Genomic DNA, 26468 nt, shown 5'->3' with positions numbered 1-26468 from the left:
AGAAGTTCCGTACCCAGCGGTCGATGCCTAGCAGATTGAACGGGGTCGGCGAGATGAAGTACAGCGGCACGGCGTTGGTGTGAAAGAACGCGCGTACGTCCGAGAGGCCGTTCAGCGGGCGGCGAGGCTGGGGCTCAGGGCCGCCGGCGTGCACGGTCACGCCGGCCGCGGTGGCGTCAATGCGTGGGCCTGGCGTCGGCGCATCGGCGGGGGCAGGGGCGCTGGGATCAGCGCGACGGCGGTGAGCTCACATACGTCCATGCCACAAGTGTGCACCCGCCCATGCGCCCTGGCAGCGAAAGGGCAAGTTCGCCACGCACATGCGACCGAAAGCCTGAGGGCCAAACCCCCGTGACGTCAGAAGCAACCTGCTTAGGCACTAGCGTCCTTTTTCGCGTTGCGGGTACCCCTACCTCATCGGCGCCGCCGAGCTGCAATACGTTCTCCGAACGGACGGAACCAGCATGATCGTGACCCGAGACCCCGTGGATGTCCGCCGCCGGGCCGGCTGGTTGCCCGACGATCAAGACGATTTGGAATCCTGGCTCAACGGGCACCGGGAGCGGGTGCAGGCCCGGGGCGAGCATGTCGTGCTTCATCCGGTGCTCGTCGAGTTTCAGGAGTTAATCGACACCGATCCGGTAGTGCGGATGTACCTGGACCAGATGATTTCCCAGGTGCCCACCACCAAGCACTACCGCAAGCGGCACCTGGAAAACGTGCCGCAGCTGCTGCGCTTGATCAATGAGGTGCTCACGATGGCACCGGAGTTCGGCGAGAACATGGTGGCCACGCCGCTCGGAGCGATCCTGGACTGGACGATGGGCACGCCGGCCGGGTTCGCCGCATTCCGCGACCCCCGGATCAACGCGATGCTGAAAAAGATCCTGACCGCCTGGTGCGACTTTCTCGACAGCTCTGATTCGCTTTACGTACTTAACGATTCGCCGTCGGGCTGGAAATGTGCTGCGGCCCAACGGGCCGTCGGTATCGAGCAATTCGAGCACGACCCCGCCGACGAGCACTGGGGTTTCACCTCCTGGAACGACTTTTTCACCCGACGCTTCAAGGACGGCCAACGCCCGGTCGCCGCACCCGACGACGACAGGGTGATCGTCTACGCCTGCGAGTCGACCCCGTACGGCATCGCCACTGACGTCGCGCGCCAGGACCGGTTCTGGATCAAGAGTCAGCCCTATTCGTTGCAGGACTTGCTCGCCCAGGACGAGTCGGTTGATCAGTTTGTCGGCGGAACCGTCTATCAGGCCTTTCTGAGCGCGACCAATTACCACCGGTGGCACAGCCCGGTCGCCGGGACGATCGTGCGGGCTTTCATCCAGGAAGGCACCTACTACTCCGAAGCTGACTCCGAAGGCAGCGACGCGGTCGACCCGACGAACTCGCAGTCCTACATGGCGCATACGGCGGCGCGCGCGATCATCGTCATCGAGGCCGACAACCCCGTCATCGGCCTGGTGGCCTTCGTGCCGGTCGGTATGTCGGAGGTGTCGTCCTGCATCATCGGCCCGAGCATCACATCGGGTTATCACGTCGCCAAGGGCGAGGAACTCGGGTACTTCCAGTTCGGCGGTTCCACGCACTGCCTCGTCTTTCGCCCCGGCGTGGTTGCCGATTTCGCTCTCGCGGCCATTCCGCAACCGCACGACCCGCACGCGCCGCTGATGCTGGTCAACTCGAAGCTCGCCGCCACCGTGGTCTAGTTGCGGTCGGCCGAGCACTGCACCACATCGGAGTACACCTCGCTACCTCACCGACATCGAGGACTGTGTGGTCGGCCAGCTAGGTGGGCACCGTTCGGCAGCATCCGCCGACGCGCGCCGCGCTGTGTCTCTTCAGTGCGAATTAGCAGGGTCAATGAGTCAAGAAACGGGTATCTCCACATCAAGCAACCACCTGAGGAGTTCAAATGATCGGGACAATTATTGGCGCCATCGCTGTCGGACTCGTCGTGGGTGGACTGGCCAGGCTCATCATGCCCGGCAAGCAGAACATCGGCGTCGTGATGACCGTGATACTGGGTGCGATCGGCGCCTTCCTTGGAACCTGGGTGTCGTACAAACTGGGATACTCCAACCAGAATGGCGGATTCAAGATCATTCCCTTCCTGGTTGGCATCGTCTTCGCGTGCATCCTCATCGGCATCTACCTCGGCGTCACCGGGCGTCGCATCACCAATCGGGTGGGACGACGGTAGCGCATCAATGCGGCGAACCTTGCTGCTGCGTCGAGCAGCGAGCGGCCGAAAAGGCCTCTGGCATAACACAATTGGCTAGGACAACGCGGTGGGGTTGACTGATCGTCTCGATTCGCTGCAGCAACGCTACCCAGCGTTGGGGTTTCCGCTGGCGGTGATTTACAAGTACGGCGACGATCAGGGCAACTATCTGGCGGCGTTGATCGCTTATTACGCGTTCGTATCGCTGTTTCCGTTGCTGTTGTTGCTATCCACTGTGCTGGGCTGGGTGCTGGCGGGTCACCCTGATTTGCGCGCGCACGTGGAGCATTCGGCGTTAAGCGAGTTCCCGGTCATCGGGCCGCAGCTGGATAGGCCTAAACAGCTCAGCGGTGGCCTGGTCGGGATCCTGGTGGGGGTTTTGGGCGCGCTCTACGGCGGGCTCGGCGGTGCGCAAGCGTTGCAGAATGCGATGAACACCGCCTGGACGGTGTCGCGCAATGAGCGGCCGGATCCCATTCGAGCCCGGGGCCGCAGCTTATTGTTGCTGGCTACCGGTGGCTTGGCATTGCTGGGCACTACGGTGCTGTCGGCGCTGGGTGGGGGTGCGGGTGCGTTTGGCTTGGGTGTCAAAGTCGTCGCGCTGGTGGCATCGGTCGCGGTAAACGCCGGGGTGTTCATTTTGGCGTTCCGGATCAGCACTGCACGGAACTTGACCGTGCGGCAAGTAGCTCTGGGTGCAGTGGCCGCCGCGGTGGGTTGGCAGGTGTTGCAGTCCTTCGGTGCGGTCTACATCGGGCATGTGGTAAAAAGCGCGAGCGCCACCAATGCGGTGTTCGCACTGGTGTTAGGGATGTTGGCGTTCTTGTACATCGCGGCGACCCTGGTGGTGTTGTGCGCGGAGATCGACGTGGTGCGCGTCGAGCGGTTGTACCCGCGGGCGCTCCTTACCCCGTTCACCGACAACGTGGACCTGACCGACGGTGACCGCAGCACCTACGCGGCCAAAGCCGAGGCCGAGCGGACCAAAGGATTTGAAAAGGTCGACGTCACCTTCGGCACACCGCCGCATCGCGCCGAGACAGAATCAAGCGACCCGTCCACACCAAAGGCTCATCGCACGGAGCCCGAACACCGAAGCAACGAATTGAGCGGTTGAGCGTTCCTGCTCAACGTCAGGACGAGGCGGTTAGATCGCGGGTGGCCGGTCCTTCTAACAACGTGCCATCCGGTGCGAACCGTGAACCGTGCAGCGGGCATTCCCACGCGTTCGGGTGCGGTTTCCCCAACGCCTTCGGGAAGGGGCGCCGTTTCATCAGGGGACCAAATTCGGTGGGTCCCTTGCGTCCCAAGGGTTTTCTGAAGGATCTAGATATCGATGGCGGTTAGAGACCCAGGACAGTTCGTAGTGCTGCGTCGACGCGGCGCACTTTATGAAGTTCCGTTGAGGTAGCGCACAGATTAGAGCCCAGATAGACGAAGGCCCAGTCCCTGGTGCAGGGACTGGGCCTTTTCAGTGAATGTCTAGTTCTGCTCAGACTTCTCGCGGGCCTCGTTGGTCTTGGCTGCGGCGCGGGCGCTCTCGGCTTCGGCTTCTTTCTTCGCGGCCTCGCGCTGCGAATCAGCCTTGTCCTGCTGCGCTTGCCCTTCGCGCTGGAGGTCGTCGCGGCCCGTGACGGCACCCACAACTTCCTTGGCCTTGCCCTTAACGCCCTCGACGGTGCCCTTGACGGCTTCTGCCGGTCCGCTGTTGTGCTCTCCCACGTGACTATCCTTCTCTACGGTTTGTGTATTAGCCGGTCACGCATCATGCGCACCGGGGTCTTGGTTACCCGCTGCTGCCGCCATCAAACTCCGGGCGACACCAGGAAACGGCCCAACGCGGATTCTTGATGGCTCGGCGTCCGCAACCGTCGGACTCACGATCTAACTCCATTCGGCGACATAAAGATTGGTGAACAGTGCTGGCGGCCGGCGTCGATGGCGCCGTCGTGATCGCTGACTGCGGCACGCGCGATGACCAGCACTGTGCCGTCCTTCAGGGAGAAATCAGTTGTGGTGTTCTTTGAGGTTGGGTTTCCCGGGCCTGTGATGTGATCTGGCGAGAGGACGGCGTGGCCTGAAAAGGCGAGGGACTGGCACGGTTAAGTGTGGCCAGAACGGTTACTCTCCCACGGTTCGGCGAGCACGCCGAGTATCTCGGGGGGCCGAGAGGAGAAGTTGATGTACGTCGTGGAAGCTACCGAAATTCTTGCGCGATCTACCACGCTAACCAGTGTCGGCTGGGTCGGCTACATAATCATCGGCGCGCTGGCAGGCTGGATCGCTGGCATGATCATGAAAACCAAAGAAGGCTTGGTCCTAGACATCGTGATCGGAGTTGCCGGCGCGCTGATTGGCGGATTCCTACTCAGCTTTGTCGTGGATACCGCGAGCGGGGGTTGGTGGTTTACCCTCTTCACTGCGGTTCTGGGAGCTGTCATTCTGCTCGGACTGCTGCGGATGGTCCGCCGCGCTTAGCCGCCGACGAAAGTACCTGCCCCGCTGCCGATCTCGCTTGAGTTTGGCAGGGCTCAAGGCGTGAAGACCGCTCGCATCGGCGGATGGACAGGTTGCGAAGCAGCGTCCGTCGAAAGACGTGGCCTGGAATCCGCTGTCCCTTAACGTGGCTCGACTGACGATTATCTCGACGGATGCGGTCACCGGCTTCACCGCCACCGAACCTCAGGAAGTGCGAGATGGCTGAAGACGAGAAGCGTGCGATCAAGGAAGACAGAGCTGCCGAGGGGCATCACGATCTGGTCGGCCAACCCCACTCTGATGAGGAAGGTTCGGTGGCCGAAGCGGAGATACTCGCGGCGAAGATGAGTTCTGACGAGCAACCCCTTGGGTCGCCCGGCCGTCGATTCAACCGTCGATCCCCGTTTTACATCGGGTTGACCGCATCTGCCGGAGTGGCGGTGACTTACGGCGCTGTCCGGATACTCGGCTCGCTGTCATCGGTGCTGGTGCTGATCGGTGTCGCGTTCTTCCTCGCGCTTGGGCTCGAACCCGCAATTTCGTGGTTCGTCAACCGCAAACTACCGCGGTGGGCAGCCACCACGCTTGTCTTCGTCATCTTCCTCGCAATGATGGGGGCCTTCCTCGCCGCAGCCATCCCTCCGTTGGTGCAGCAAGCCAGTGAGCTCGTCAAGCAGGCACCGCACTACATTCAACAGGCCCAGGACCACTCCTCGGCTATCGGTCGGCTCAACGATCGCCTCCATCTGCAACAGCGGATCACCGACACGATCAACGGCTCGGGAGGGTCGGTAGTCAACGATGTGGTCAGCGCGGGAAGCGCGGTCTTCGGCGCGGTAGCCGACTCCTTGATCGTCGTTGTGTTGACCGTGTACTTCTTGGTCGACATGCCCCGCATCCGCACCAACCTGTACCGGCTGGTGCCCCACACTCGTCGGCCTCGCGCCATCCTCATCGGAGACGAAGTGTTTGCCAAAGTCGGCGCCTACGTGCTGGGCAATGTGTTGATCTCGGTGATCGCCGCGGCCGCCACCTTCCTCTGGCTGATGGCGTTCGATGTCCCGTACCCGCTGTTACTAGGTATTTTCGTCGCTCTGCTCGATCTGGTGCCTGTCGTTGGATCGACTATTGCTGGTGTCGTCGTCGCCGCTGTCTCACTGACGGTCTCGCTTCCGATCTGCATCGCGACGATCGTGTTCTTTGTCGTCTTTCGCCTCCTGGAGGACTACCTGCTGGTGCCGAGAATCATCGGCGGTGCGGTGAAGGTGCCCGCCATGATCACCGTTGTCGCGGTCCTCATCGGCGGCGCTCTGCTCGGGATTGTCGGTGCGCTGGTAGCCATTCCGATCGCCGCCGCGCTGCTATTGCTCACCCAGGAAGTTCTCTATCCCCGCCTCGACGAGGTCTGATAACACCACTCAAGCCTGCACCGAGGTGAACTTGATCTCGGAGACGAGAGATCTCAAGCGGGCCAGCCGCGAGGCCGGCCGCAACGACGCGGACGACTGGTGACCGGCATTTATCTGCGCCGACCGAGCATCTTCGCGAATGACGCAATCCGGTTCTAGGGGCCAGCGCGTCGCTGAGTGCACCCCGGCGGCACTATGAACGGGTGAAGCCGTTTCGGATCGACGTTGCTGATGATGTTCTCGATGACTTGCGATCGCGGTTGGCGCGCACCCGATGGCCGGAGGCCGAATGTGTGAACGACTGGAGCCAGGGTATCCCGCTGAACTACACGCGCGAGCTGGCCGCCTATTGGGCCAACGACTACGACTGGCGGTCGCGTGAAGCCGCGCTCAATCGGTTCGACCAGTTCACCACCGAAATCGACGGGCTGGACATTCATTTCATCCACCAGCGGTCTCCGCAGGAGGATGCCTTCCCGTTGGTCATCACCCATGGCTGGCCGGGCTCAATTGTGGAGTTTCACAAGGTGATTGAGCCGCTGACGAATCCTCCGTCGGGACGCGCCGAGGACGCCTTCCACGTCGTCTGCCCGTCGCTGCCCGGGTACGGCTTCTCGGGCAAGCCCAGCCGCACCGGGTGGGGCGTGGAGAAAATCGCCGAGGCCTGGGAGACGCTCATGCTGCGCCTTGGCTACCAGCGTTACGGTGCCCAGGGCGGCGACTGGGGCGCGGCCGTGACCACCCAGATCGGCCGCAATCAAGGCCACTGCGCGGCCATCCACTTGAACATGCCGATCGGCAGGCCCACACCCGAAGCGATGGCCAACCCGACCGAGGAGGAGCGGCGGGCACTGGCCGCGCTGGCCGATCACCGCAAGTGGGGCACCGGCTATTCCAAGCAGCAGTCCACCCGGCCGCAGACGCTGGGCTACGGGCTGGTCGACTCGCCTTCGGGGCAGCTGGCATGGATCGTCGAGAAGTTCTGGGCATGGATGGACTGCGACGGTCATCCGGAGAACGTGCTCAGCCGCGACGAGCTGCTCGACAACGTGATGGTGTACTGGGTGACCGCTACCGGGGCCTCCTCGGCCCGCCTGTATTGGCAGAGCTTCCGGGTCTGGGGGCAGATGGACCGTGTCCAATTGCCCACCGGCATCGCCGCTTTCCCCGGCGAGGTTTTGGGCGCGCCGCGGACGTGGTGCGAGCCGGTCTACAACATCACTCACTGGACAGACATGCCGCGCGGAGGCCACTTCGCCGCGTTCGAGCAACCGGAGTTGTTCGTCGACGACGTGCGCGCGTTTTTCGCCACCGTCCGGTGAGGCCCTAGTCAACGACTCGGCGCCGAGAAGAACGGGCGAGCAGCGGGCCGCTGGCCGAGTAGCCACCGTCGACGGCCAGCGCAGCGCCGGTGGGCGACTGGAATTCGTCCCGGCAGCATATACATCGCAACGATGCTCTAGCTGCGGGCATATCGCGCCGGAAAACCGTAAGAGCCAAGCGGTTTTTCAGTGCGTCGCCTGCGGTGCAACGCCGTGCAATGCTGACGTGAACGCCGCACGCAACATCGCCGCCGGACGGGCGGTGACAGCACGGGGAGACCTCGGCGTTAGCCGGTCTGTGAACCGTGAACCTCAACGCTGTTCTCCTGTTGCCTAGGCGCGATGGGGAAGTGTTGGAATCCACCGGCTTAAGTCGATGGAGGACGTCAACTAGACGATCCGCTTGCCCCGTCGCGCGCGAGACCGCATGTCCCACAAGTACAGCTGATAGCCCAGAATCCAGGCCCGGTGCGGGATCAGCCGGTCGGCGAGCCGCAGGGCGGCCAGCAGCCACTCGAAGCGGCGCTGCTGGCCCTCTGACCAGTCCAGCTGCATCAACGCCCGGAATTCCGGGGCCAAAAACCCCGTCGTCGCGAACAGGTTGAACGGTCCCGCCACCGCTCGCAACGGCCACGGCAGGAAGACCAACGACGCCACCCCGCGCAGATGCTCTCGCACTGGCGGATCGATGCGCAGCTCGTCGAGCGAGCGCTTCCAGTATTCGTCGAACGCCACCCGGTCGGGCGGCCACATGCACTCGGGTACCTGCAGCGTGGTTCCCAATCGCTTGGCGTCGTGATAGACGGCGTCGGCTGCGGCCGGGTCATCGGCGTCGAGCGGGCCGTGCAGGAACTCGCGTTGGTCGACGAAGTAGCGGTATAGGCACGCCGCCACCCACAGCTGCAGCTTGGGATCGAAGGCGTTGTAGGACACCGGGCTCGACGATGTCGATCGAACCTGCCGGTGTGCGCCGTCCACCGCGGCGCGGATCAGAAGGCGGTCGGTTTCGGTCCCGATGGTCGCGACCGCCAGGTAGGTGCCGGTGGTGCGGGCGCGCTTGAACGGATGCTTGTAGACATTGCCGCTGTCCACCGGACTTTCCAGTACGCCGTAGCCGACGCCGGGCAACGACAGCTGCATGATCACGTTCGCGGCCGGCAACAACGTCGCGGCCGGGTTCAACAGGTCGGCGACCCGAGCTGCGGGCCGCTTCATCGCGGATCGTGCCCCATGGGATCGAGTAGACCACGTTGTGAGACGCTGCCGAGGTGTTTGCGTCGACGCGGCAGACCCGGATCGTCGGCGTGCTGGCCGGCTACCTGGCAGACCTGGTGCTCGGCGACCCGAAACGCGGGCATCCCGTCGCGGTGTTCGGCCAAGCGGCGGCGAGGTTGGAGCGGTTCACCTACCGCGACAGCAGGATCGCCGGCGTGGCGCACGTCGGCCTGCTGGTCGGTGCGCTGGGCGTGCTGGGTACGGCCCTGCAGCGGGCTGCCGGACGCGGGTTCTGGTCGATCGTGGCCACCGCCGCCGGCACCTGGATATCGCTGGGCGGAACCTCATTGGCGCGTACCGGCGTTTCGATGGCCGAGCTGCTGGAGCGCGGCGACGTCGAGGCTGCCCGACGGCTGTTGCCCTCCCTGTGCGGGCGCGATCCTGCCCGGCTGGACGGTGCGGGGCTGACGCGCGCGGCGCTGGAATCGGTCGCGGAGAATACCTCCGACGCTCAAGTCGCGCCGCTGCTGTGGGCGGCGGCCGGCGGTGTGCCTGCGGTGCTTGGCTACCGCGGCATCAACACTTTGGATGCGATGATCGGCCACCGCTCGCCGCGGTATCTCCGATTCGGCTGGACCGCAGCACGATTGGATGATGCGGCCAACTTCGTCGCCGCACGGGTGACGGCTGCGCTGGTGGTGCTGTGTGCGGGGGTGGTGGGGGGATCGCCGTCGGAGGCGGTGCGGGCCTGGCGCCGCGACGCCGCACGGCATCCCAGCCCCAACGCCGGGGTGGTCGAGGCGGCCTTCGCCGGAGCGCTCGGCGTGCGACTCGGCGGGCCTACCCACTACCACCACGAACTGCAGATCCGGCCCACCCTCGGTGACGGCGGGCAGCCCACGGTGGGCGATCTGCGCCGCGCGGTGGAGTTATCGCGGGTGGTGCAGGCGGCCGCCGCCGTGCTGATTGCGTCATGTTGTCACGTCCGCCACATTTGCCAGATAGGCCTCTGCCGGTAAGGATGTTGCTTTTTGTCCACCAGTGAGCGACAGGATGGGTTGCCGCGCGGAGGTGGACACATTGTGTGTGCGCCGGCTCAGAGACTCTTGTGACATGACCAATGCGAGGAAGTTGGCTACCGCCGGCGGCCGTAGCGGTCGGCGAGCTTTTCCTCGACGCTCATCGAAGCTTCCGGGCCGGGCGGCGCCGCCCGCTTCTCCTGGCGGCGTACCCGGATCTCGGAGTAGACGAAATAGCCCAATCCGATCGGGGCCAGGACGCCGAAGGTAATCCACTGGATGCCGTAGGACAGAAACGGCCCGGCGTCCAGATGCGGGATGCCGATCAGGCCGAGACCGCCGGGCTGGTTTTCGACCAACTGCAGGTAGGACCCGGCCAGCGGAACTTTGGTCAACGCTGAAACCTGTTCGGTATTGATCGAATTCACCTGCTGGACACCGTCTCTGGTGAACGGATCCTTGCCTTGCGCGGTCGGCTCGGAGTCGCGCAGCCGCGCTGTGATGGTGACCGTCGCATTCGGCGGGCGAGGGATCGCCGGCACATGAGCGCCGGGCTCGGGCCGCACGTAGCCCCGGTCGACGAGTACGGTCGGTCCGTCGTCGACGACGAAGGGCGCCAGGACCTCGAACGCCTGCTCGCCCTCGACCACCCGCAGCCGGGCCAGCACCTGCACGTCGGCCAGGTAATGTCCGGTTGCCGTCACCCGGCGCCACTGCGCACTCGGCGCAGACGAATCCTGCTGTGGCAGCAGAGTTTTCAACGACACTGGCTCGATATTGAGGGAATACTCGATTTGGTGGTTTTCCCGCGATGTCCGGGTGTTCTTTCCCAGTTGCCACGGCGCGAGCACCATGAAGCACAAGTAGGTGAACGCGATCACCACCAAGGCCAACGCTATCCAGCCGGGCCGCAAAAGGAACAACAGGCGTGGCAGGAATCTAGGCATCAACCCCGTCCGTTCTGCGCGAGTTGCTCGTCGACCCAGTCGTGCAGGCCGGGCAGCGCGGCCTCGATGACGGCTAAAACATCCTCGAAGTCATCGTGGTCGCCGTAGTAGGGATCCTCGACGTCGAGGGCGTACGCGTTCGACCGTGGGTCGAATGATCGCAACATCCGGATCCGGTCGTCCTCGACCCCGAGCTGGCGCAACAGTCGAGCATGGTTGCGGCCCAGCGCCACCAGCAGATCGGCCGCCAGGTGATGGTCGTTGACCTGTTCGGCGCGGTGGTCGGTGGGATAGCCGTGAGCATGCAGCACCCGGGCCGCCCGCACGTCGGCGCCGCTGCCCACGTGCCAGTCGCCGGTGCCCGCGCTGGTCACCCGCACCGCGTCGGCGAGGCCGCGCCGCCGGAGCTGGTCGGCGAACATCTTCTCGGCCATCGGCGAACGGCAGATATTGCCGGTACAGACGAACGTCACGTGCAGCGGATCAGACACCCTTAGACACCTAACGCCCTCCGCAGCTCATCGACGGTCGCGGCATGCGTGACGCTGGTGGCGGTGAACCCGTCAGGGAAGTCCGCCTGCCCGTAGCCCCAGCCGACCACCACGGTGTCGATGCCGTGCGCGGCCGCACCGTCGACGTCGTGGCTGCGGTCGCCGACCATCAGCACCCGCTCGGGCAGCGGCTGTAGCTGGTCCAGCGCGTGCGCCAGCACCTCGACCTTGGTTTTGCGCGCGCCATCCGGGCTTGCGCCGGCGATGACCTCGAAATGCTGCTCGAGCCCGAAATGGGCGAGGATGCGCTGCGCGGTCGGTTCCAATTTGGAGGTGGCCACGGCCAGCCGGACGCCGGCGGCACGTAGATCGGCCAGCAGCGGAGCGATCCCGTCGAACAGGGTGTTCATCGCCCAGCCCCGGGCGCCGTACTCGGCCCGGAAGGCCGCGATCGCCGCGTTCACGCCCTCGCCGAGCTGCATCGCGCGAAAGGTGTCGTCCATCGGCGGCCCGACGATCCGAGCGGCCAGGTCACCCTCGGGTACCGGGGCACCGATGTGGCTGAGCGCGTGCAGGAAGCTGGCAACGATCCCCTCGGCGGAGTCGGTGAGGGTGCCGTCGAGGTCGAAGATCACCAGCTGCGGTGCCGAGCAATCGGCCCCGGCCGACATCGTGTCTGTCACGCTCCTATTGTCGGTGATACGGCGGCATGCTCCCGATACCGGGGCCACGCGGCGGCGCACTAGTGTTTCACGGATGGCGAGTCTGGACGCTAGCCCGCTTGCTGCGGCGCGCTACCACGGTGATCAGGCCGTGACGCCCGGCGTGCTGGACTTCGCGGTCAACATCCGGCACAGGCAACCGCCGGACTGGCTGGTGCAGCGGCTGACCGCGCGGCTGCCGGATCTGGCGTCCTACCCGAGCATCGACGACGTGCACCGGGCGCAAGACGCGGTCGCCGAACGGCACGCCCGGGCCCGCCACGAGGTGCTGGCGCTGGCCGGGGCGGCCGAGGGGTTCGCGTTGTTACCCAACCTGCGTCCGGAGCTCGCGGCGGTCATCGCGCCCTCGTTCACCGAACCCGCCGCCGTGCTGACCGCGGCCGGTGTGCCGGTGCACCACGTTGTGCTCGAGCCGCCGTTCGGCCTGGAAGGTGCGCACGTGCCCGAAAACGCCGACCTTGTCATCGTCGGAAATCCGACCAACCCCACCGCGGTGCTCCACACCCGCGGGCAGCTGCTCGCGTTGCGCCGGCCCGGACGGATTCTGGTGATCGACGAGGCGTTCGCCGATTCGGTTCCCGGTGAGCCCGAGTCACTGGCCGGTGCGTCGCTGCCCGATGTGCTGGTGTTGCGCAGCCTCACCAAGACCTGGTCGTTGGCCGGACTGCGGGTGGGCTACGCCCTCGGTTCGCCAGATTTGCTGGCGCGGTTGACCACTCGGCGTGCGCACTGGCCGCTGGGTACGTTGCAACTGACGGCCATCGCGGCCTGCTGCGCACCGCAAGCCGTTGTCGAGGCGGCCGCCGACGCGGCTCGGCTGGTGGCCTTGCGAGCGCAGATGGCGGCCGGTCTGCAAACAGTGGGCGCCAGCGTGGTCGACGGCTGGGCGCCGTTCGTGTTGTTCAGCATGCCCGGGGCCGACCTGATACGAAAGAACCTGCAGAACAAGGGGATCGCCGTTCGTCGCTGTGACACGTTCGTCGGCCTGGACGAGCGGTATCTGCGGGCCGCGGTGCGCCCGGAGTGGCCGCTGCTGGCGGAAGCGATCGCCGAGAACAGGGGGAAGCGCGGGTGAGTGTGCGGCTGACCGACGTCATCGAGGTGCTGGATGAGGCCTATCCGCCGCGGCTTGCCCAGTCGTGGGATTCCGTCGGCCTGGTATGCGGTGACCCCGAGGATGTGCTGGACTCGGTGACCGTCGCGGTCGACGCCACGGCTGCCGTCGTCGACGAAGTTCCCGACAACGGCCTGCTGCTGGCACACCATCCGTTGCTACTGCGCGGGGTCGACACCGTCGCGGCCAGCACACCGAAGGGTGCGTTGGTGCACCGCTTGATCCGGACCGGGCGTTCACTGTTCACCGCACACACCAACGCCGACTCCGCCTCACCGGGCGTGTCGGATGCGCTGGCCCACGCGCTTGGCCTCACCGTCGAAGCCGTGCTCGAGCCGCTATCGGGCGCGGGGAATCTGGACAAGTGGGTCGTCTACGTGCCTCGCGAGAGTGCAGAAGCCGTGCAGGCGGCGGTGTTTGAGGCCGGCGCCGGCCACATCGGCGACTATTCGCACTGCAGCTGGCGCGTCACCGGTATCGGACAGTTCCTGCCGCATGAGGGCGCGTCGCCCGCGATCGGCAGCGTCGGCACCGTCGAGCGGGTGCCCGAAGACCGGTTCGAGGTTGTCGCGCCGGCGCGAGCACGGGCCGCCGTGTTGGCGGCCATGCGCGCCGCCCACCCATACGAAGAACCGGCATTCGACATCTTCGCGATGGTGCCGCCGCCCAGCGAGGCGGGGCTGGGCCGCATCGGCACGCTGGCGCAACCCGAACCGCTGTCCGCCTTCGTATCCCGGGTCGGTGCCGCATTGCCGCAGACGTCGTGGGGGGTGCGCGCCGCGGGGGACCCCGACATGCCGGTGTCGAGGGTGGCGGTGTGCGGTGGCGCCGGGGACTCGCTGCTGGGCATCGCCGCCGCCTCCGATGTGCAGGCGTACGTCACCGCTGATCTGCGGCATCATCCCGCTGATGAGCATGGCCGGGCCTCGAATGTGGCCCTGATCGACGTCGCGCACTGGGCAAGCGAATTCCCTTGGTGCGAACAAGCCGCCGACGTGCTGCGGGCCCGTTTCGGTACGGAGCTGCCGGTGCGCGTGTGCACCTTGCGCACGGACCCTTGGACCATGGGGAGAAATCAGTGATGAAAGCCGAAGTGACACAGCAACGCTCGTTACTGGAGTTGTCGAAGTTGGACGCCGAGCTGTCGCGGATCGCGCACCGGGCCACACATCTGCCGCAGCGGGAGGCCTATGAGCGGATCAAGGCCGAACACGGCGCCGCCAGTGACCGAGTGGCTGCGGTTCGAATTGCAGTGGAGGACTTGGATGCCCAGGTGTCGCGCTTCGAGTCCGAGATCGAGGCGGTGCGCCAGCGCGAGGACAGGGACCGGTCGTTCCTCAAGTCGGGTGCGACGGATGCCAAGCAATTGTCGGATCTGCAGCACGAGCTGGAGACGCTGATGCGCCGTCAGACCAGTCTGGAGGATTCCCTGCTGGAGGTGATGGAGCGCCGCGAGGAGCTGGAGGCTCAGTTGGCCGTCGAGTTGGGCGCGATCGAGGCGCTGGAGGCCGACCTCGCTGCTGCTCAGCAGGCTCTCGACACTGTAGTCGCCGAAATCGAGCAGACCCGCCAGCAACATTCGTCGCAACGCGACGCGCTGACCGCGACACTGGACCCCGCCCTTTCTGCCCTCTACGAACGACAGCGTGCCGGGGGAGGGCCGGGCGCCGGGCAATTGCAGGGACATCGGTGCGGTGCCTGCCGGATCGAGATCGGCCGCGGCGAGTTGGCCCGCATCTCGGCGGCCGCCGAAGACGAGGTGGTGCGCTGCCCGGAGTGCGGCGCGATCCTGTTGCGGGTCAAGGCTTTCGAATAGTGAAGGTTGTCATCGAAGCCGACGGCGGTTCCCGCGGCAACCCCGGACCGGCCGGATACGGCGCGGTGGTGTGGGATGCGGACCGCTCCACCGTCCTGGCGGAGACCAAGCAAGCCATCGGTCATGCCACCAACAACGTCGCCGAATACCGAGCCCTGATAGCCGGTTTGGACGATGCGGCGAAACTGGGCGCCACCGAGGCCGCGGTGTACATGGACTCCAAGCTCGTGGTGGAACAGATGTCCGGGCGGTGGAAGGTCAAGCACCCCGACCTGGCGCAGCTGCACGCCCAGGCCCGGACGCTGGCGGCGCAGTTCGCGCGGATCAGCTACGCGTGGGTGCCGCGGGAGCGCAACACGCACGCCGACCGACTGGCCAACGAGGCGATGGACGCCGCGGCCGGAATGAATGGTGAGGTCGAGAAACCCGAGAAACCCGCTGCCGAGCCCGTCAAAACCGGTGCATCGCAGTCCCCGCCGGGCTGGACCGGTGCGCGCGGCACGGTGACCAGGCTGCTGTTGTTGCGGCACGGTCAGACCGAGTTGTCGGTGCAACGCCGCTATTCGGGGCGCGGCGACCCGGCACTTACTGAACTCGGGCGGCGGCAGGCTGAGGCGGCGGCGCGGTATCTGGCGCAGCGCGGTGGGATCGCCGCCGTGATCTCGTCGCCGCTGCAGCGTGCCTACGACACCGCGGCCACGGCCGCCCAGGCGCTCGGCCTGGACGTGACCGCCGACGACGACCTGATCGAGACCGACTTCGGCGCCTGGGAGGGCTTGACGTTCACCGAGGCCGCCGAACGCGATCCCGAGCTGCATCGTCGTTGGTTGCGCGACACCAGTATCGAGCCGCCCGACGGTGAAAGCTTTGACGACGTGATGGCGCGCGTATGCCGCACACGCGAGCGGATCATCGAGCGATACCAAGGCGCGACGGTCCTGGTGGTGTCACACGTCACGCCGATCAAGACTTTGCTGCGGCTCGCCTTGGACGCCGGGCCGGGCATCCTGTACCGGCTGCACCTTGATCTGGCGTCGTTGAGCATCGCCGAGTTCTATTCCGACGGGGCGACTTCGGTGCGGCTGGTGAACCAAACCGGCTATCTTTAGTGCGGTAAGGAGACATCGATGCCGCCGTCTCAATCAACCGATAAATCCGTGGAGGCAGCTCCCGCGGATATTCGGGCGCGGGTCATGACGGCAGTCCTCGATGAATTGGCTCGCTGGGGCGTCGAGCGGTTCAGCGTCGAGGCGATGGCGGAGCGCCACCACTTCGATGCGGCGATGATCTACGGCCACTGGGGCGATCGCCAACGGCTGATCGTCGATGCGGCTCTCGCTGATATCGAAGGCTTGAGCTCGGCCACGGACACCGGCTCGTTGCGCGGAGACCTGGAGGCTTTGGCTCGCAGTGTGGCTGATCGAATCAATACCGACGTCGGCCGCACCCTACTGCGGGCGTTGGCCATGGACCGCCGTTGTTATCACGACGAAGACACCCGAATGAAGTTCTGGGCGGCGCGTTTCGCCGTTGTGCGCGCGGTCGTGGATCGGGCTCGGGAGCGTGGCGAACTGCGCGAGGGCGTTAACGCACTGGCCGCCGTGCAGATCGTGATGGCGCCGTTGAACATTCGCGCCCTCTACTCTGACGCTGCCGTCGACGACGACTACTGTGTGGCCATCGCCGACCTGGCGTGGCATGCGCTCAGGCGGGAGCCGCAGTGAACTCGACCGGCAAGCCCGCCGGCGAGCGGAATGCCATCCCCACGACGCGCGGCGGCGGTGCGCTCGGGTCCAGCCGCAAATCCGGCAGCCGGTCGACCAGCGCGTTGATGGCCACCGTCGCCTCCATGCGCGCCAAATGCATGCCCAGGCACAGGTGTGGGCCGCCGCCGAACGTCAGGTGCGCGATGTGCTTGCGGGTGGGATCGAAGCGGTCCGGGTCGGGGTAACGCGCCGGATCGCGGTTGGCGGCCGCGACGCTGACGCTGACGTTCGTTCCCGCCGGAATCGCGACACCGCCGAGCTCGCAGTCGCCGACCGCCACCCGCACCACCGTGGTGATCGGCGGCTCCCAGCGCAACGCCTCCTCGAAGGCAACGGGGAACATGCTGCGATCCGCCCGCAGCCCGTCCAGCAGTGCCGGCTGGGTGAGCATCGCGACCAGCAGGTTGCCCGAGGCGCGGTAGGTCGTCTCGACGCCGGCGGGCAGGATGAGCAGCAGGAACGCGAAGATCTCGTCGTCGGTGAGCCGCGCGCCGTCGAGCTCCGACTCCGCCAGCATGCTGATTAAGTCGTCCTGTGGATTACGCCGCCGCTCGGCGAGGATCTCGGTGAAGTAGGTCTTCAGCAAGGCGGAGGCGGTGATCCCGCGCTCCCAGTCGTAGACCACGTTGAGCAACTCGATCGACAGCCGCTGGAACCGCAGGTAGTCCTGGCGCGGCAGGCCCATGATCCGAGCGATGACCTGTACCGGGAAGGCGAAGGTGAACTCGCGGGCCAGCTCGGCCCGTCCGCGCGGCGCGAACCGGTCGATGAGCTCATGGACGACCACCTCCACCAGCTCACTGCGCCACCGCTGAAGCAGCGCCGACCGGAACGACGGCGACACCAGGGCCCGGCTGGCCCGATGCTCGGCTCCCTCGAGTTCGAGCAGGGTGCGGCCCATGACCGGGCCCATGATCTGGTCGTAGATCGACGAGGAGAAGGTGTCCGGGTGCGTGAGCACCGTCTGGCACTCGTCGTACCCGAGCACCGTCACCCCGAGATCGCGGACCTGTCCGGACCTGACCTCGGCGAAGGGATTTCCCCGCATCACCCGGTGACGCTCGCGTGCCTCTCGCAGCCGCTCGTGCACGTTCTCGACCTGCATGAGCAGCCCGCCCTGCAATTCGGCTGGCTGGAACTCGGCGGTGATCGGGTACGCCGGGTCAGCCATGCGCCGACACGGTCTCGGTGTCGCGCCCGGACCGCAACACGGTGCCGGGCAGGGCACCGGTGGCGGTGCCGTCGCGGCATACCTCGACACCGCCGACCAGCACCGAGGTGATGCCCTGGGCGTCGGCGACCAACCGCGGGGCGCCGGCGGGCAGGTCGTAGCGCGTGCGCTCGGGCCCGTGGCCGATGGTCGCCGGGTCGAACAGCACCAGATCGGCGTGCCAGCCGGGCGCGATCCGGCCGCGTTCGGTCAACCCGTAGAACCGGGCGGGCACGTCGGTCACCAACCGGACGGCCTCCTCCAGCGTCACCACCTGGTGCTCGCGGACGCCCTTGCCGAGCAGCGACGTCGTGTAGATCGCGCCGCACATCATGTCGAGGTGGGCACCGGCGTCCGAGCCCCCGATCACCGCGCCGGGGTGGCGCCACACCTGCGCGCGCAGCCGCCAGTCGGCCGCATCATCGCCGGCCAGCCGTGGAGTGAGCCCGGTGCGCAGCTCGTCGGCGATCACGATGTCCAGCAGCGTGTCGAACGACTCGCTACCCCGGGCGGCGGCGACCTCGCCGACGCTGCGGCCGGTCGCGTCGGCGTTCTGGGCGGCGAATGTCTCGGCGATGATCAACCGGTCCCATTGCGCCAGGCCACGCAGCATGCCCGCCTCCTTCGAGGAGGCACCCTCGGCGAGGCGCCGGCGCACCTCGGGGTCGGCGAGTGCGGCCAGCCGCTCGGGCACCGGCAGGTGCATCGTGTCCCGCCAACCGGGCAGCCCATCGAGGACGAAGCCGGACAAAAACGAGAGCCGGATCTTCATGGGTTGCGGCAAGGTCAGCGCCACCACCCGCCCGCCGCGTTGCGCGGAGGCGTCGAACGCGCGTAGCTGCCGTTGGTGCCCATCGCGATTCGCCGCGGACACGCCCAGCAGATTCCAGTTCAGCGGGCGGTCGGCGGCAACCGACATGTCGGTGAGCAGCGAGATGTCGTCGTCGGTGAAGCCCGACAGGCACCCGGCGATGATCGCCTCGAGCGTGGTGCCCGGGTGCTCGCGCAGGCCGCCCGCCAGTGCAACCAGTTCCTCGCGCGATGCGCCGCGCGACGGCACCGGCTGGCCGGCGCCGTCGTTGTGGGTCGGCGACTGGGAGGTCGACAGCCCGAGCGCGCCGGCGTCCAGCGCGTCGTGCAGCAACGCGACCATCCGCTCGATCTGCTCCGGGGTGGCCTCGTTGCCGACGGCGTCGGCTCCCATCGCGGCCAGCCGAAGGGCCGAATGACCAACCAGGAAGCCCGCGTTGACGGCGATGCGGCCGTCGAGGCGGCCCAGCCAGTCACCGAAAGACGACCATCCCCAGTCGAGTCCGGCCCGCAGCGCGTCCAGCGGCATCCCTTCGACCCGCGCCAGCATTCGGGTGAGGTAGTCGTGTTGGTCGGGTGTCGCGGGTGCCAACGTGAAGCCGCAGTTGCCGCCGAAGACCGTGGTGACTCCGTGCTGCACCGACGGGCTGGCGGTGGGATCCCAGAACAACTGCGCGTCGTAGTGAGTGTGCAGGTCGACGAAGCCCGGGGTCAGCGTCTGCCCCTGGGCGTCAACGGTTTTCGCGGCCAGGTCATCGATGTCACCCACCGCGACAATGCGTCCGTCTCTGACGCCGACGTCGCCGTGGCGGGCGGGCGCGCCGGTGCCGTCGACGATTTCGGCATCGCGGATCAACAGGTCGAGCACGGGAGCCTCCCTACACTGTGGCCGCCAGCCACCCTTCGTCCGGCAGCGGGTGGCGAAACAGCTGTGCGGCGTTGCGGTGGGTGATCCGGGCGGCGTCGTCTGCCGACAGGCCGGCGACATTGCGCGCCACGACCTGTTGGGTGTCGGGCCAGGTGGAGTCGGCGTGCGGGTAGTCGCTCTCGACGAGGATGCGGTCGGCCCCGATGGCGTCCAGCGCACCGAACGCCGACGGGTCATCGATCGAGCAGAACCAGAAGTTGCGCTTGAGTACCTCACTGGGCAGTAGGTCGCCCTTCCATGACCCGCCCTCGCGCCCGCACGCGGAGTGGGCCAGGACGTAGTCGGCGCGGTCGGCGAGCATTGCCGCCCAGCCGAGCCCGCCCTCGGCCAGCGCGATGTTCAGCCGGGGGAAACGCAGCGGGATACCCGACCACAGCATGTCCGCGCAGGCGACCAGGCCGTTGACCGGGAAGAGGGTGGTGATCGTCTCGAAAGGCGTGTCCGGGGCGGGGATTGGCGCCCATTGTGCCGAACCGGTGTGCAGGCACACGATGGTGTGGGTCTCCTCGCAGGCGGCGAAGAACGGATCCCACACGCCGGTGTGCAGGCTGCCGATACCGCATTGCGCGGGCAACTCGGGGAAGCTGACCGCCTTGAAGCCGCGCGCGGCATTGCGGCGTATCTCCTCGGGCGCCAGCTGCGGGTCGGCGAGCCACGGCAGCTGCAACGGGATGATTCGCTCCGGGTAGCTGCCGGCCCACACCTCGAGATGCCAGTCGTTCCAGGCCCGCAATGTGGCCAGCCCTAACTCGAGGTCGTCGCTCTTCCAGAACACCGTGCCCGCGAAACCGGCGATCAGCGACGGGAAGTTCAGCGAGGCCCAGATGCCGGCCAGGTCCATGTCGGCGATCCGGGCATCGATATCCCAACAGCCGCGGCGCATCTCGTCGAACCGGGCGGCTTCCATGCTCCATTCCTCGTGCGGCCGTCCGATCACAGCGTTGAGCCCAATATTCGGATACTCCCGGCCCTCATAGCGCCACACCTGGCGTCCGTCCTCGGTCTCGACGATCTTCGGCGCGCGTTCGGCCAACGCGGCGGGAACGCGGCCGACGAACATATCGGGCGGCTCGATGACGTGGTCGTCGACAGAGATCAGGACGTGCTGTCGCTGCCGGGGATCGGGGTCCGGCAGCAGCGCCATACCTGACGACTATCGTCGGATTTCAAGCGGTGTCAATGGGTTTTGGGACATGCGACAGTCAGGCCAGTCGGTTTATTCCTGGCAAGCTGTCGAATCCGCGGTCGAAGCTCATGAGTTGAGAAATGTGGTGTCGAGCCATAACGGCGACGTGCAGCGCATCTCTGGCCGACAAACCTGGATAGCGCGACAGGTTGTCCTTCGCGTGTTCGACGTCGATTCGCCCGATCGGCAGCACGTCATCCACTACTCGCAGGATCGCGTCGAAGGCGGGCTGGATTGCGTCACGTCTGTTGATCGCCACGTAGCGGTGACAGATTTCCTGCAATACTTCGGCGTCGGTGACAAGACGCTCGCCGGCAGAGAGGGCAAATTCCAGCAGGCGCCGGGCGTCCCGCTTGTGCGGCAGTGAGGCGCCCACCAAGTACATCGGGATGTTTGTGTCAACGAATATCACCGTGCAGGTTCGGGAGGCTCGAAGTATCCGCGCTCGGTCTCTTCGAGCATCTGCTCGATGTCGGGGGCCGGAAACTCATATCGGACGGCGGTGCGGACGGCGCGCAACTTAGCGTCAACATCGCCACCCGGTTCCCGCTCCCGCGCTTCGCGTAGCGTGCGGCGAACCCACTCTGAGACGGTTGTGCGATGCCGTCGTGCAATCTTTTGCAACTCTTCCCACTCGTCTGCGTCAAGCAGGACTTGCAGGCGCTTACTCATAAAATGAGTATAGATGACTCAGGTCCGCTGTCCTGCAGTTATTCGTGCCCCACGAGCTGTTCAGTCGGCGCCGGCGGGCGTGGTCACCGATGCCCGCGTACCACCGCCGATCGTCGAGGTGATCTTCATCGACCCGCCCATTGCGTCAATGCGGGCCGCCAGCGACGCGAGTCCGATGTGCCCTTTGGCGACGCATCGATCCAGGATGGCCGGATCGAACCCGATTCCGTCGTCGACGACGCTCAGCTTGATGGCGTCGCCTGCTCGGGCGAGGCAGATCTTTACGGTGCTCGCGCGCGCATGCTTGTGTACGTTAGCGAGCAACTCGCGGGCCGCCCGGTATAAGAGCGACTGCGACCGTGGCCGGCCGACGTCTTCGAGATCGGCCTCGATGGCGAAGTTCCCGCGGTGTTCGTAGCCGCGAATCAGCTCACCCAGCGCGGCGGTGAGACCCACTTCGGTGAGCACCTGGGGATGTAGTGCGGTGACGGTGCTGCGCAGCCGGGTTGCCGTGTCCTGTACCGCCTGGTAGGCGGCATCCAGCCCCGGATCGGTATGCCGTTCGCGGACTTCGTCGAGTTCAAGTCGCGCCGCTAACAGATCCTGCAGCGGTCCGTCGTGCAGTTGCTCGGCCAGCGCTCGGGACTGGCGCTCGTCGGCGCGCATCGCCTCCGCGACAAGGCTGCGGCGCATTTCGAGCAATGCCGCCACGCGCGCCGCGGCGCGAGTCAGGAAATAACACAGGGCGGTCATCGCGGCCGCCAACCACAGCAGCAATCCGAAATGGGTGTACACCACGGTCGGCAGCTCAACGGTGTCGTCGCGCTTGGAGTAGACGATCCACACACCGAGGTACCCGACGGCGGTGCAGATTCCAACGGTGGCCGCTAGCGTCGGGCGGTCCTGGAACGCCACCGAGATTGGCAGCAGGAAGAAGACCGGCAGCAACGCGACGGTGGCGCCGCCTGACACCACACACAGTGCCAGCACGGTGAGCACGTCGATACCCGTCGAGGCCCAGGCGGCCCATCCCGGCACCGGGCCGCGCAGCACCACCACGACCCACACCAGCGCGGCGACGCTATAGGTGCCGAGTATCGCCGCATAGGCCAACGGCAACCAGTGCTCAACCTCCCACACGGAGACCAACAAGACGATCAAACCGATCAGCGGCAAGCGCAGAAACGCCGACAAGCGGACGGGTTCGGCCGCAACGAAGTCGACCAGTCGAGCCAGCGTGCGGCCCATGTTATTCGATCAGCCCGCGCCGCATCGCCGCCGCGACCGCCGCGGCGCGGTCACCGACGCCGAGTTTCTCGTACAACCGTTGCACGTGGGTTTTGACCGTGGACGGCGCCAGATAGAGTTCCGCGGCGATCGTGGGGATGCTGCAACCCTGGGCGATGAAGTTCAGCACCTCGCTCTCGCGGGGGGTGAGCACCGGCGTCTGGGCTTCTTCCCCGCGGCGGCGGATCTCCCTGGCTAGGCCGGCGGCCAGGGCCGGCGACACGACATCTCGGCCCTTGGCGCAGTCGAGCACGCCCTTTACGATCTCTGTTTTCGTCGATTCTTTGGGCAAGAATCCCGCCGCGCCCTCCGCCAGGGCGTGGAAGACGATCGCCGACTCGTCGTGTGCCGACAGCAGCAAAACCCTGGTCGGCAGGTCATCACGCCGTACCGCGGCGGCGACCTTGGCACCATCCATTCCCGGCATTCGGTAATCCAGCAGCGCGACGTGGGGGAGATGGGTTTTAATCAGTGCCAAGGCAGTGACGCCGTTATCGGCTTCAGCGACCACGTCCACTGAACCGCTCGACGTCAGCGCGCGTACGAGCCCGTCGCGAAACAATGGGTGATCTTCGCCCACGACCACGCGCACTTTCTCGGTCGCCGCGTCGATCACGCTGCTTAGTGTCCCATAGCGGTTGGCGCCGTTTCCCCCAATCGGGGGACGTGCGATTCATCCCGCGCACCGACTGGTCGGCGTACTGACAGGGCTGGACCGCGCCGGAATAGTCATTGCCAGGGGGGACACCATCCGCACAGGAGTGTCCGACAGTGTCCAACACGGATACAAACACCCCCGAGATCACCACGGTGGCCGACGCCCGCACCGCGTGGGTGTTGCAGGGGCTGTGTCTGTCCACCGATCCCGACAAACTCTTCGTCCGCGGAGCGGCGCAGAGGGAAGCGGCCGCGATGTGCCGCGACTGTCCCGTCATCGCCGAGTGCCTCGCCGACGCGCTCGACAACCAAGTCGAGTTCGGTGTTTGGGGGGGAATGACCGAACGGCAGCGGCGGGCGTTGCTCAGGCTACACCCTGAGGTGGTCTCCTGGTCCGAGTTCTTCGCCGCCCGGCGCAAGGCCGCTAGCGGGGCGCGGGGTCCCGCTAGCGGGGCGCGGGTTGCCGGACGAAAGTCCGCGGCTGGGTGAAGGCGCGGATCCCCTCGACGCCGAGTTCGCGGCCGATGCCGGACTGGCCGCAACCGCCGAACGGCAGGCGAGGGTCCTGGGCGGCCAGGCCGTGGCAATTGACGCTGACCGTACCTGCCACCAGCTGCCCGGCGATGCGGTCCGCGAGCCCGTCGTCACCCGTCCATACCGACGCGGTGAGACCGAAATCGGTTGCGTTCGCCGCGGTTACGGCGTCATCGATGCTGTCGTAGTCGAAGATCGGCAGCACCGGGCCGAACTGTTCTTCGGTGGCCAGCGCCGAGTCGGGAGCCAGATCGGTGACGACGGTCGGCAGCGCGAAGTATCCCCCCGCGTCGGCGTCCGTGTCGCGGATCCGTCCCGCGGTCTTTACCGACGCACCGTGTGCCTCGGCGTCGGCGACTAGCGTTGCCACCCGGTCGCGCCCGGCGGCGTTGTGCAGCGGCCCCAGCGTCGTGTCCTCGGCGAGGCCGTCGCCGACCACTTCCCGCTCGCAGCGCGCGAGCACCGCCTCGGCCAGTTCGCCGACCCGATCCTTCGGGGCGTACAGCCGTTTGATCGCCATGCAGACCTGGCCGCCGGTGGTGTAGGTCGCCGTCACCAGCCGCTCGACCAACTCGTCGCTGACAGTGATGTCGGAGGCGATGATCGCGGCGTCGTTGCCGCCGAGCTCGAGCAATACCGGGGTGAGCCGCGGCGCGGCCGCCGCCATCACCGCACGCCCGGTGGCGACGCCGCCGGTCAGCGAGATGAGGTCGATGCCCGGGTGTGTGACCAGCGCCTGGGCGAGCGCGCTGCCCGGCCCTGCTAGCACGTTGACCACGCCGGGCGGCAGCGCGGCGGCCAGCGCCCCGGCCAGCTGCAGCGCCGCTAGCGGACAGGTCGGCGGCACCTTGACGACGGTGGTGTTGCCGGCGGTCAGCGCCGACGTCAGCTTCGTCATCGTCAGCGCGAGTGGCCAGTTGAACGGCAACACCAGCGCCGCAACACCGAACGGCTCGCGGTGCAGCCGTGGGTAGGCCGAGTGCGGATCGACCTGCTCGGGCGCGAGCGCCGCCTCGGCCATGGAGCCCAGCAGCGCGGCGAGGCCCGGCCCGGTGCTGATCTCGAAAGTCGCCTCGCTGAGCACCTTGCCGTGCTCGCGGGTGTACAGCCGCGCGCCATCGCTGGCGGCGAGCTGTTCGGCGGCGGTGGTGGCTGCGGCCGCTATGGCGGCGACCCGCTCGGCGACGCTGAGCGCGCGCCACCCGGGCGCGGCCCGACGCGCCGCCGCCACCGCAGCGTCCAGCTGGGCGTGGTCGGCGGCGGGCGCGTGGCCGACGATCTCGGCCGGCCGGGCCGGATTGTGTACGGGGTAGCTGCCGGCGGCGCCTACCTGCACCTCGCCGCCGATCGTCAAAACCGCATCCTCGCCAGCGGTTTGGCTTTCCCGCGTGATCGTCGTTGATCCAGTCATGACCCGTCTCCCTTGACCTGGTGCGGTTGTCCCGCCATCGTAAGTCGCTATGACATGGCTCACAGGTCCGAGTCCCATGAGGGCTTCATGAAAGCGGTGGTGCTGCGCGAGGTCGGGCAGCCCACGGTGGTGGAGGAGCTCGCGCTGCGGCCACTGGCCAGTCACGAGGTGCGGGTGCAACTTCGCGCCAGCGGCGTCTGCCACAGCGACCTGTCGCTGCGCGACGGGTCCATACCGGCGCTGCTGCCGAGCGCGATGGGTCACGAGGGCGCCGGGATCGTCACCGAAGTGGGCGACGACGTCACCACAGTTAAGCCGGGTCAGCACGTCGTGCTGACGTGGATCGTGTCGTGCCGGACCTGCCCGCATTGCCTGCGCGGCGAGACCCAGCTGTGCCTGCACGCCTACGATCACGCCTACGGCGCTCCCTACGCCGAAAGCGCGACCGGCCCGGTGTGGCCGGGAATGGGTGTCGGGTCGTTGGCCGAGGAGACGCTGCTACCGGCCGCGGCGGTGGTGCCGGTCGATGAGTCACTGCCGCTGGATCTCGCCGCGCTGCTGGGCTGCGGTGTCACCACCGGGGTCGGCGCGGTGATCCGCACGGCAGCCGTCCGCCCGGGCGACAGCGTGCTGGTGATCGGCTGCGGCGGTGTGGGTTTGGCGGCGATCCAAGCGGCTCGGCTGTCTGGCGCGGTGCGGATCATCGCCGCCGATCGAGTGGCGGCCCAGCTTCCCGCCGCGATGGCCAACGGCGCGACCCACACCATCGACGCGAGCGAAGTCGACCTCACCGCCGCGGTGCGCGACCTCACCGGCGGCGCGGGTGTCGATCACGGAATAGAGGTGGTGGGCAAGCCCGCCACCATTCGGGCGGCTTATGACGCCACCCGCCGCGGCGGCAGGGTCACCCTGGTCGGAGCCGCCGGCTTCACCGAAGAGGCGACGTTTCCCGCGCTGTCGCTGATGACCGACGGCAAGACCATCCAGGGCAGCGTCTACGGCGCAAGCGACCCGCCGCGCGACATCCCGGTGCTCGCCGAGCTTGCCCGCTGCGGCCAGCTCGACCTCGAGGCGCTGGTGACGCGACGCATCGGCATCGACGACGTCGAGGCGGCGTTCACCGACATGTCCGCCGGACGGGGAGCGCGCAGCGTGGTTTGCTTCGGCTAAGTCGCTTTTCCGTCAGGCGGCCTCGTGAAGACAACTACCACGACGAACCGGCGGTCCGCGAAAGTGTA

General features: G+C 66.7%; 27 protein-coding genes and 2 pseudogenes. 15 read left to right on the top strand and 14 right to left on the bottom strand.

The features are described from left to right. Positions 1–181 (bottom strand): annotated as a pseudogene (locus tag ACLP9N_RS37200) (biotin carboxylase); the annotation flags it as partial. A gap of 283 nt (positions 182–464) precedes the next feature. Between ACLP9N_RS37200 and ACLP9N_RS37195 the strand changes: the two are divergent. The 3 genes from ACLP9N_RS37195 (at position 465) to ACLP9N_RS37185 (ending at position 3353) form a co-directional block, all read left to right on the top strand. Further along, positions 465–1721, top strand: a complete 1257-nt coding sequence (locus tag ACLP9N_RS37195; protein ID WP_442412078.1) for a phosphatidylserine decarboxylase family protein — start codon at positions 465–467, stop codon at positions 1719–1721. 206 nt (positions 1722–1927) lie between these two features. Beyond that, complete coding sequence (locus ACLP9N_RS37190; RefSeq protein WP_442412077.1) at positions 1928–2215, top strand: GlsB/YeaQ/YmgE family stress response membrane protein; 288 nt, start codon at positions 1928–1930, stop codon at positions 2213–2215. A gap of 88 nt (positions 2216–2303) precedes the next feature. Beyond that, positions 2304–3353 carry a YhjD/YihY/BrkB family envelope integrity protein gene (locus ACLP9N_RS37185; RefSeq protein ID WP_442412076.1) on the top strand — a complete coding sequence of 350 codons (1050 nt, stop codon included), beginning with the start codon at positions 2304–2306 and terminating at the stop codon, positions 3351–3353. A 365-nt stretch (positions 3354–3718) separates the two neighbouring features. Here ACLP9N_RS37185 and mbp1 read toward each other — a convergent pair whose 3' ends face one another. Next, positions 3719–3958, bottom strand: coding sequence for a microaggregate-binding protein 1 (mbp1, locus tag ACLP9N_RS37180; protein ID WP_442412075.1), 240 nt, complete (start codon positions 3956–3958; stop codon positions 3719–3721). A gap of 459 nt (positions 3959–4417) precedes the next feature. Between mbp1 and ACLP9N_RS37175 the strand changes: the two genes are divergently transcribed. The 4 genes and pseudogenes from ACLP9N_RS37175 to ACLP9N_RS37160 all read left to right on the top strand — a co-directional run. After that, entirely contained in the window at positions 4418–4714 is a 297-nt protein-coding gene (locus ACLP9N_RS37175; RefSeq protein WP_442412074.1) for a GlsB/YeaQ/YmgE family stress response membrane protein, read from the top strand. A 218-nt stretch (positions 4715–4932) separates the two neighbouring features. Continuing rightward, positions 4933–6123, top strand: coding sequence for an AI-2E family transporter (locus ACLP9N_RS37170; RefSeq protein ID WP_442412073.1), 1191 nt, complete (start codon positions 4933–4935; stop codon positions 6121–6123). Positions 6124–6326: 203 nt separating this feature from the next. Continuing rightward, entirely contained in the window at positions 6327–7445 is a 1119-nt protein-coding gene (locus ACLP9N_RS37165) for an epoxide hydrolase family protein (RefSeq protein WP_442412072.1), read from the top strand. A 94-nt stretch (positions 7446–7539) separates the two neighbouring features. Continuing rightward, positions 7540–7782: pseudogene (locus tag ACLP9N_RS37160) on the top strand (zinc ribbon domain-containing protein); the annotation flags it as partial. A gap of 53 nt (positions 7783–7835) precedes the next feature. On the opposite strand, the gene ACLP9N_RS37155 reads toward ACLP9N_RS37160, so the two are convergent. After that, positions 7836–8660, bottom strand: coding sequence for an oxygenase MpaB family protein (locus ACLP9N_RS37155; protein WP_442412071.1), 825 nt, complete (start codon positions 8658–8660; stop codon positions 7836–7838). Positions 8661–8713: 53 nt separating this feature from the next. On the opposite strand from ACLP9N_RS37155, the gene ACLP9N_RS37150 reads away from it, so the two are divergent. Beyond that, complete coding sequence (locus ACLP9N_RS37150; RefSeq protein ID WP_442412070.1) at positions 8714–9679, top strand: cobalamin biosynthesis protein; 966 nt, start codon at positions 8714–8716, stop codon at positions 9677–9679. 116 nt (positions 9680–9795) lie between these two features. Here the strand turns inward: ACLP9N_RS37150 and ACLP9N_RS37145 are convergent, their stop codons facing one another. From ACLP9N_RS37145 to ACLP9N_RS37135, 3 genes are read right to left on the bottom strand one after another with little or no spacing between them, the layout of a single operon-like run. Beyond that, the gene (locus ACLP9N_RS37145) at positions 9796–10614 is read right to left on the bottom strand and encodes an SURF1 family cytochrome oxidase biogenesis protein (protein WP_442412081.1); all 819 of its coding nucleotides are present in this window, start codon (positions 10612–10614) and stop codon (positions 9796–9798) included. Positions 10615–10625: 11 nt separating this feature from the next. After that, positions 10626–11117, bottom strand: a complete 492-nt coding sequence (locus ACLP9N_RS37140) for a low molecular weight protein-tyrosine-phosphatase (RefSeq protein WP_442412069.1) — start codon at positions 11115–11117, stop codon at positions 10626–10628. Between the two features lie 2 nt (positions 11118–11119). After that, a complete protein-coding gene (locus tag ACLP9N_RS37135) occupies positions 11120–11800 on the bottom strand; it encodes an HAD-IA family hydrolase (RefSeq protein ID WP_442412068.1) in 681 nt (226 codons plus the stop codon). 73 nt (positions 11801–11873) lie between these two features. Here ACLP9N_RS37135 and cobC point away from each other — a divergent pair, with 73 nt between their 5' ends. The 5 genes from cobC to ACLP9N_RS37110 are packed head-to-tail and all read left to right on the top strand — an operon-like array spanning position 11874 to position 16493. Next, a complete protein-coding gene (gene cobC / locus ACLP9N_RS37130; RefSeq protein ID WP_442412067.1) occupies positions 11874–12914 on the top strand; it encodes an Rv2231c family pyridoxal phosphate-dependent protein CobC in 1041 nt (346 codons plus the stop codon). Further along, the gene (locus tag ACLP9N_RS37125) at positions 12911–14035 is read left to right on the top strand and encodes a Nif3-like dinuclear metal center hexameric protein (RefSeq protein ID WP_442412066.1); all 1125 of its coding nucleotides are present in this window, start codon (positions 12911–12913) and stop codon (positions 14033–14035) included. Before cobC ends, ACLP9N_RS37125 begins: the two co-directional genes overlap by 4 nt. After that, positions 14035–14769 carry a zinc ribbon domain-containing protein gene (locus tag ACLP9N_RS37120; protein WP_442412065.1) on the top strand — a complete coding sequence of 245 codons (735 nt, stop codon included), beginning with the start codon at positions 14035–14037 and terminating at the stop codon, positions 14767–14769. The genes ACLP9N_RS37125 and ACLP9N_RS37120 overlap by 1 nt, the downstream gene beginning before the upstream one ends. Beyond that, positions 14769–15878, top strand: a complete 1110-nt coding sequence (locus tag ACLP9N_RS37115) for a bifunctional RNase H/acid phosphatase (RefSeq protein ID WP_442412064.1) — start codon at positions 14769–14771, stop codon at positions 15876–15878. The genes ACLP9N_RS37120 and ACLP9N_RS37115 overlap by 1 nt, the downstream gene beginning before the upstream one ends. Positions 15879–15896: 18 nt before the next feature. Next, positions 15897–16493, top strand: a complete 597-nt coding sequence (locus ACLP9N_RS37110; protein ID WP_442412063.1) for a TetR-like C-terminal domain-containing protein — start codon at positions 15897–15899, stop codon at positions 16491–16493. Here ACLP9N_RS37110 and ACLP9N_RS37105 read toward each other — a convergent pair. The 7 genes from ACLP9N_RS37105 to ACLP9N_RS37075 are packed head-to-tail and all read right to left on the bottom strand — an operon-like array spanning position 16474 to position 23244. Further along, positions 16474–17706: a cytochrome P450 gene (locus ACLP9N_RS37105; RefSeq protein WP_442412062.1), complete on the bottom strand. Its 1233-nt coding sequence runs from the start codon at positions 17704–17706 to the stop codon at positions 16474–16476. The genes ACLP9N_RS37110 and ACLP9N_RS37105 overlap by 20 nt on opposite strands. Further along, the gene (locus ACLP9N_RS37100; RefSeq protein WP_442412061.1) at positions 17699–19423 is read right to left on the bottom strand and encodes an N-acyl-D-amino-acid deacylase family protein; all 1725 of its coding nucleotides are present in this window, start codon (positions 19421–19423) and stop codon (positions 17699–17701) included. Before ACLP9N_RS37100 ends, ACLP9N_RS37105 begins: the two co-directional genes overlap by 8 nt. Before the next feature lie 10 nt (positions 19424–19433). Beyond that, positions 19434–20627 (bottom strand): amidohydrolase family protein, encoded by a 1194-nt coding sequence (locus tag ACLP9N_RS37095; protein ID WP_442412060.1) that lies wholly within the window; start codon positions 20625–20627, stop codon positions 19434–19436. A gap of 58 nt (positions 20628–20685) precedes the next feature. Continuing rightward, complete coding sequence (locus ACLP9N_RS37090; protein WP_442412059.1) at positions 20686–21081, bottom strand: type II toxin-antitoxin system VapC family toxin; 396 nt, start codon at positions 21079–21081, stop codon at positions 20686–20688. Then, a complete protein-coding gene (locus ACLP9N_RS37085; protein ID WP_442412058.1) occupies positions 21078–21341 on the bottom strand; it encodes an antitoxin in 264 nt (87 codons plus the stop codon). The genes ACLP9N_RS37090 and ACLP9N_RS37085 overlap by 4 nt, the downstream gene beginning before the upstream one ends. 60 nt (positions 21342–21401) lie before the next feature. Beyond that, on the bottom strand, positions 21402–22589 hold the full coding sequence (locus tag ACLP9N_RS37080) for a sensor histidine kinase (RefSeq protein WP_442412057.1): 1188 nt from the start codon (positions 22587–22589) through the stop codon (positions 21402–21404). A gap of 1 nt (position 22590) precedes the next feature. Continuing rightward, on the bottom strand, positions 22591–23244 hold the full coding sequence (locus ACLP9N_RS37075) for a response regulator (RefSeq protein ID WP_442412056.1): 654 nt from the start codon (positions 23242–23244) through the stop codon (positions 22591–22593). Positions 23245–23399: 155 nt separating this feature from the next. Between ACLP9N_RS37075 and ACLP9N_RS37070 the strand changes: the two genes are divergently transcribed. Next, positions 23400–23774 (top strand): WhiB family transcriptional regulator, encoded by a 375-nt coding sequence (locus ACLP9N_RS37070; RefSeq protein WP_442412055.1) that lies wholly within the window; start codon positions 23400–23402, stop codon positions 23772–23774. Here the strand turns inward: ACLP9N_RS37070 and ACLP9N_RS37065 are convergent. Continuing rightward, positions 23731–25230 (bottom strand): aldehyde dehydrogenase family protein, encoded by a 1500-nt coding sequence (locus ACLP9N_RS37065; protein ID WP_442412054.1) that lies wholly within the window; start codon positions 25228–25230, stop codon positions 23731–23733. The two genes, ACLP9N_RS37070 and ACLP9N_RS37065, sit on opposite strands and share 44 nt — an antisense overlap. Positions 25231–25284: 54 nt before the next feature. Here ACLP9N_RS37065 and ACLP9N_RS37060 point away from each other — a divergent pair, with 54 nt between their 5' ends. Further along, entirely contained in the window at positions 25285–26400 is a 1116-nt protein-coding gene (locus ACLP9N_RS37060) for a Zn-dependent alcohol dehydrogenase (protein WP_442412053.1), read from the top strand. The last annotated feature ends 68 nt before the right edge of the window (positions 26401–26468 follow it).

The sequence above is a fragment of the Mycobacterium sp. genome (assembly GCF_052144515.1).
Lineage (GTDB): Bacteria > Actinomycetota > Actinomycetes > Mycobacteriales > Mycobacteriaceae > Mycobacterium.
Note: the sequence above shows the minus strand (reverse complement) of the source record. Positions and strands in the feature narration are given on the sequence as shown.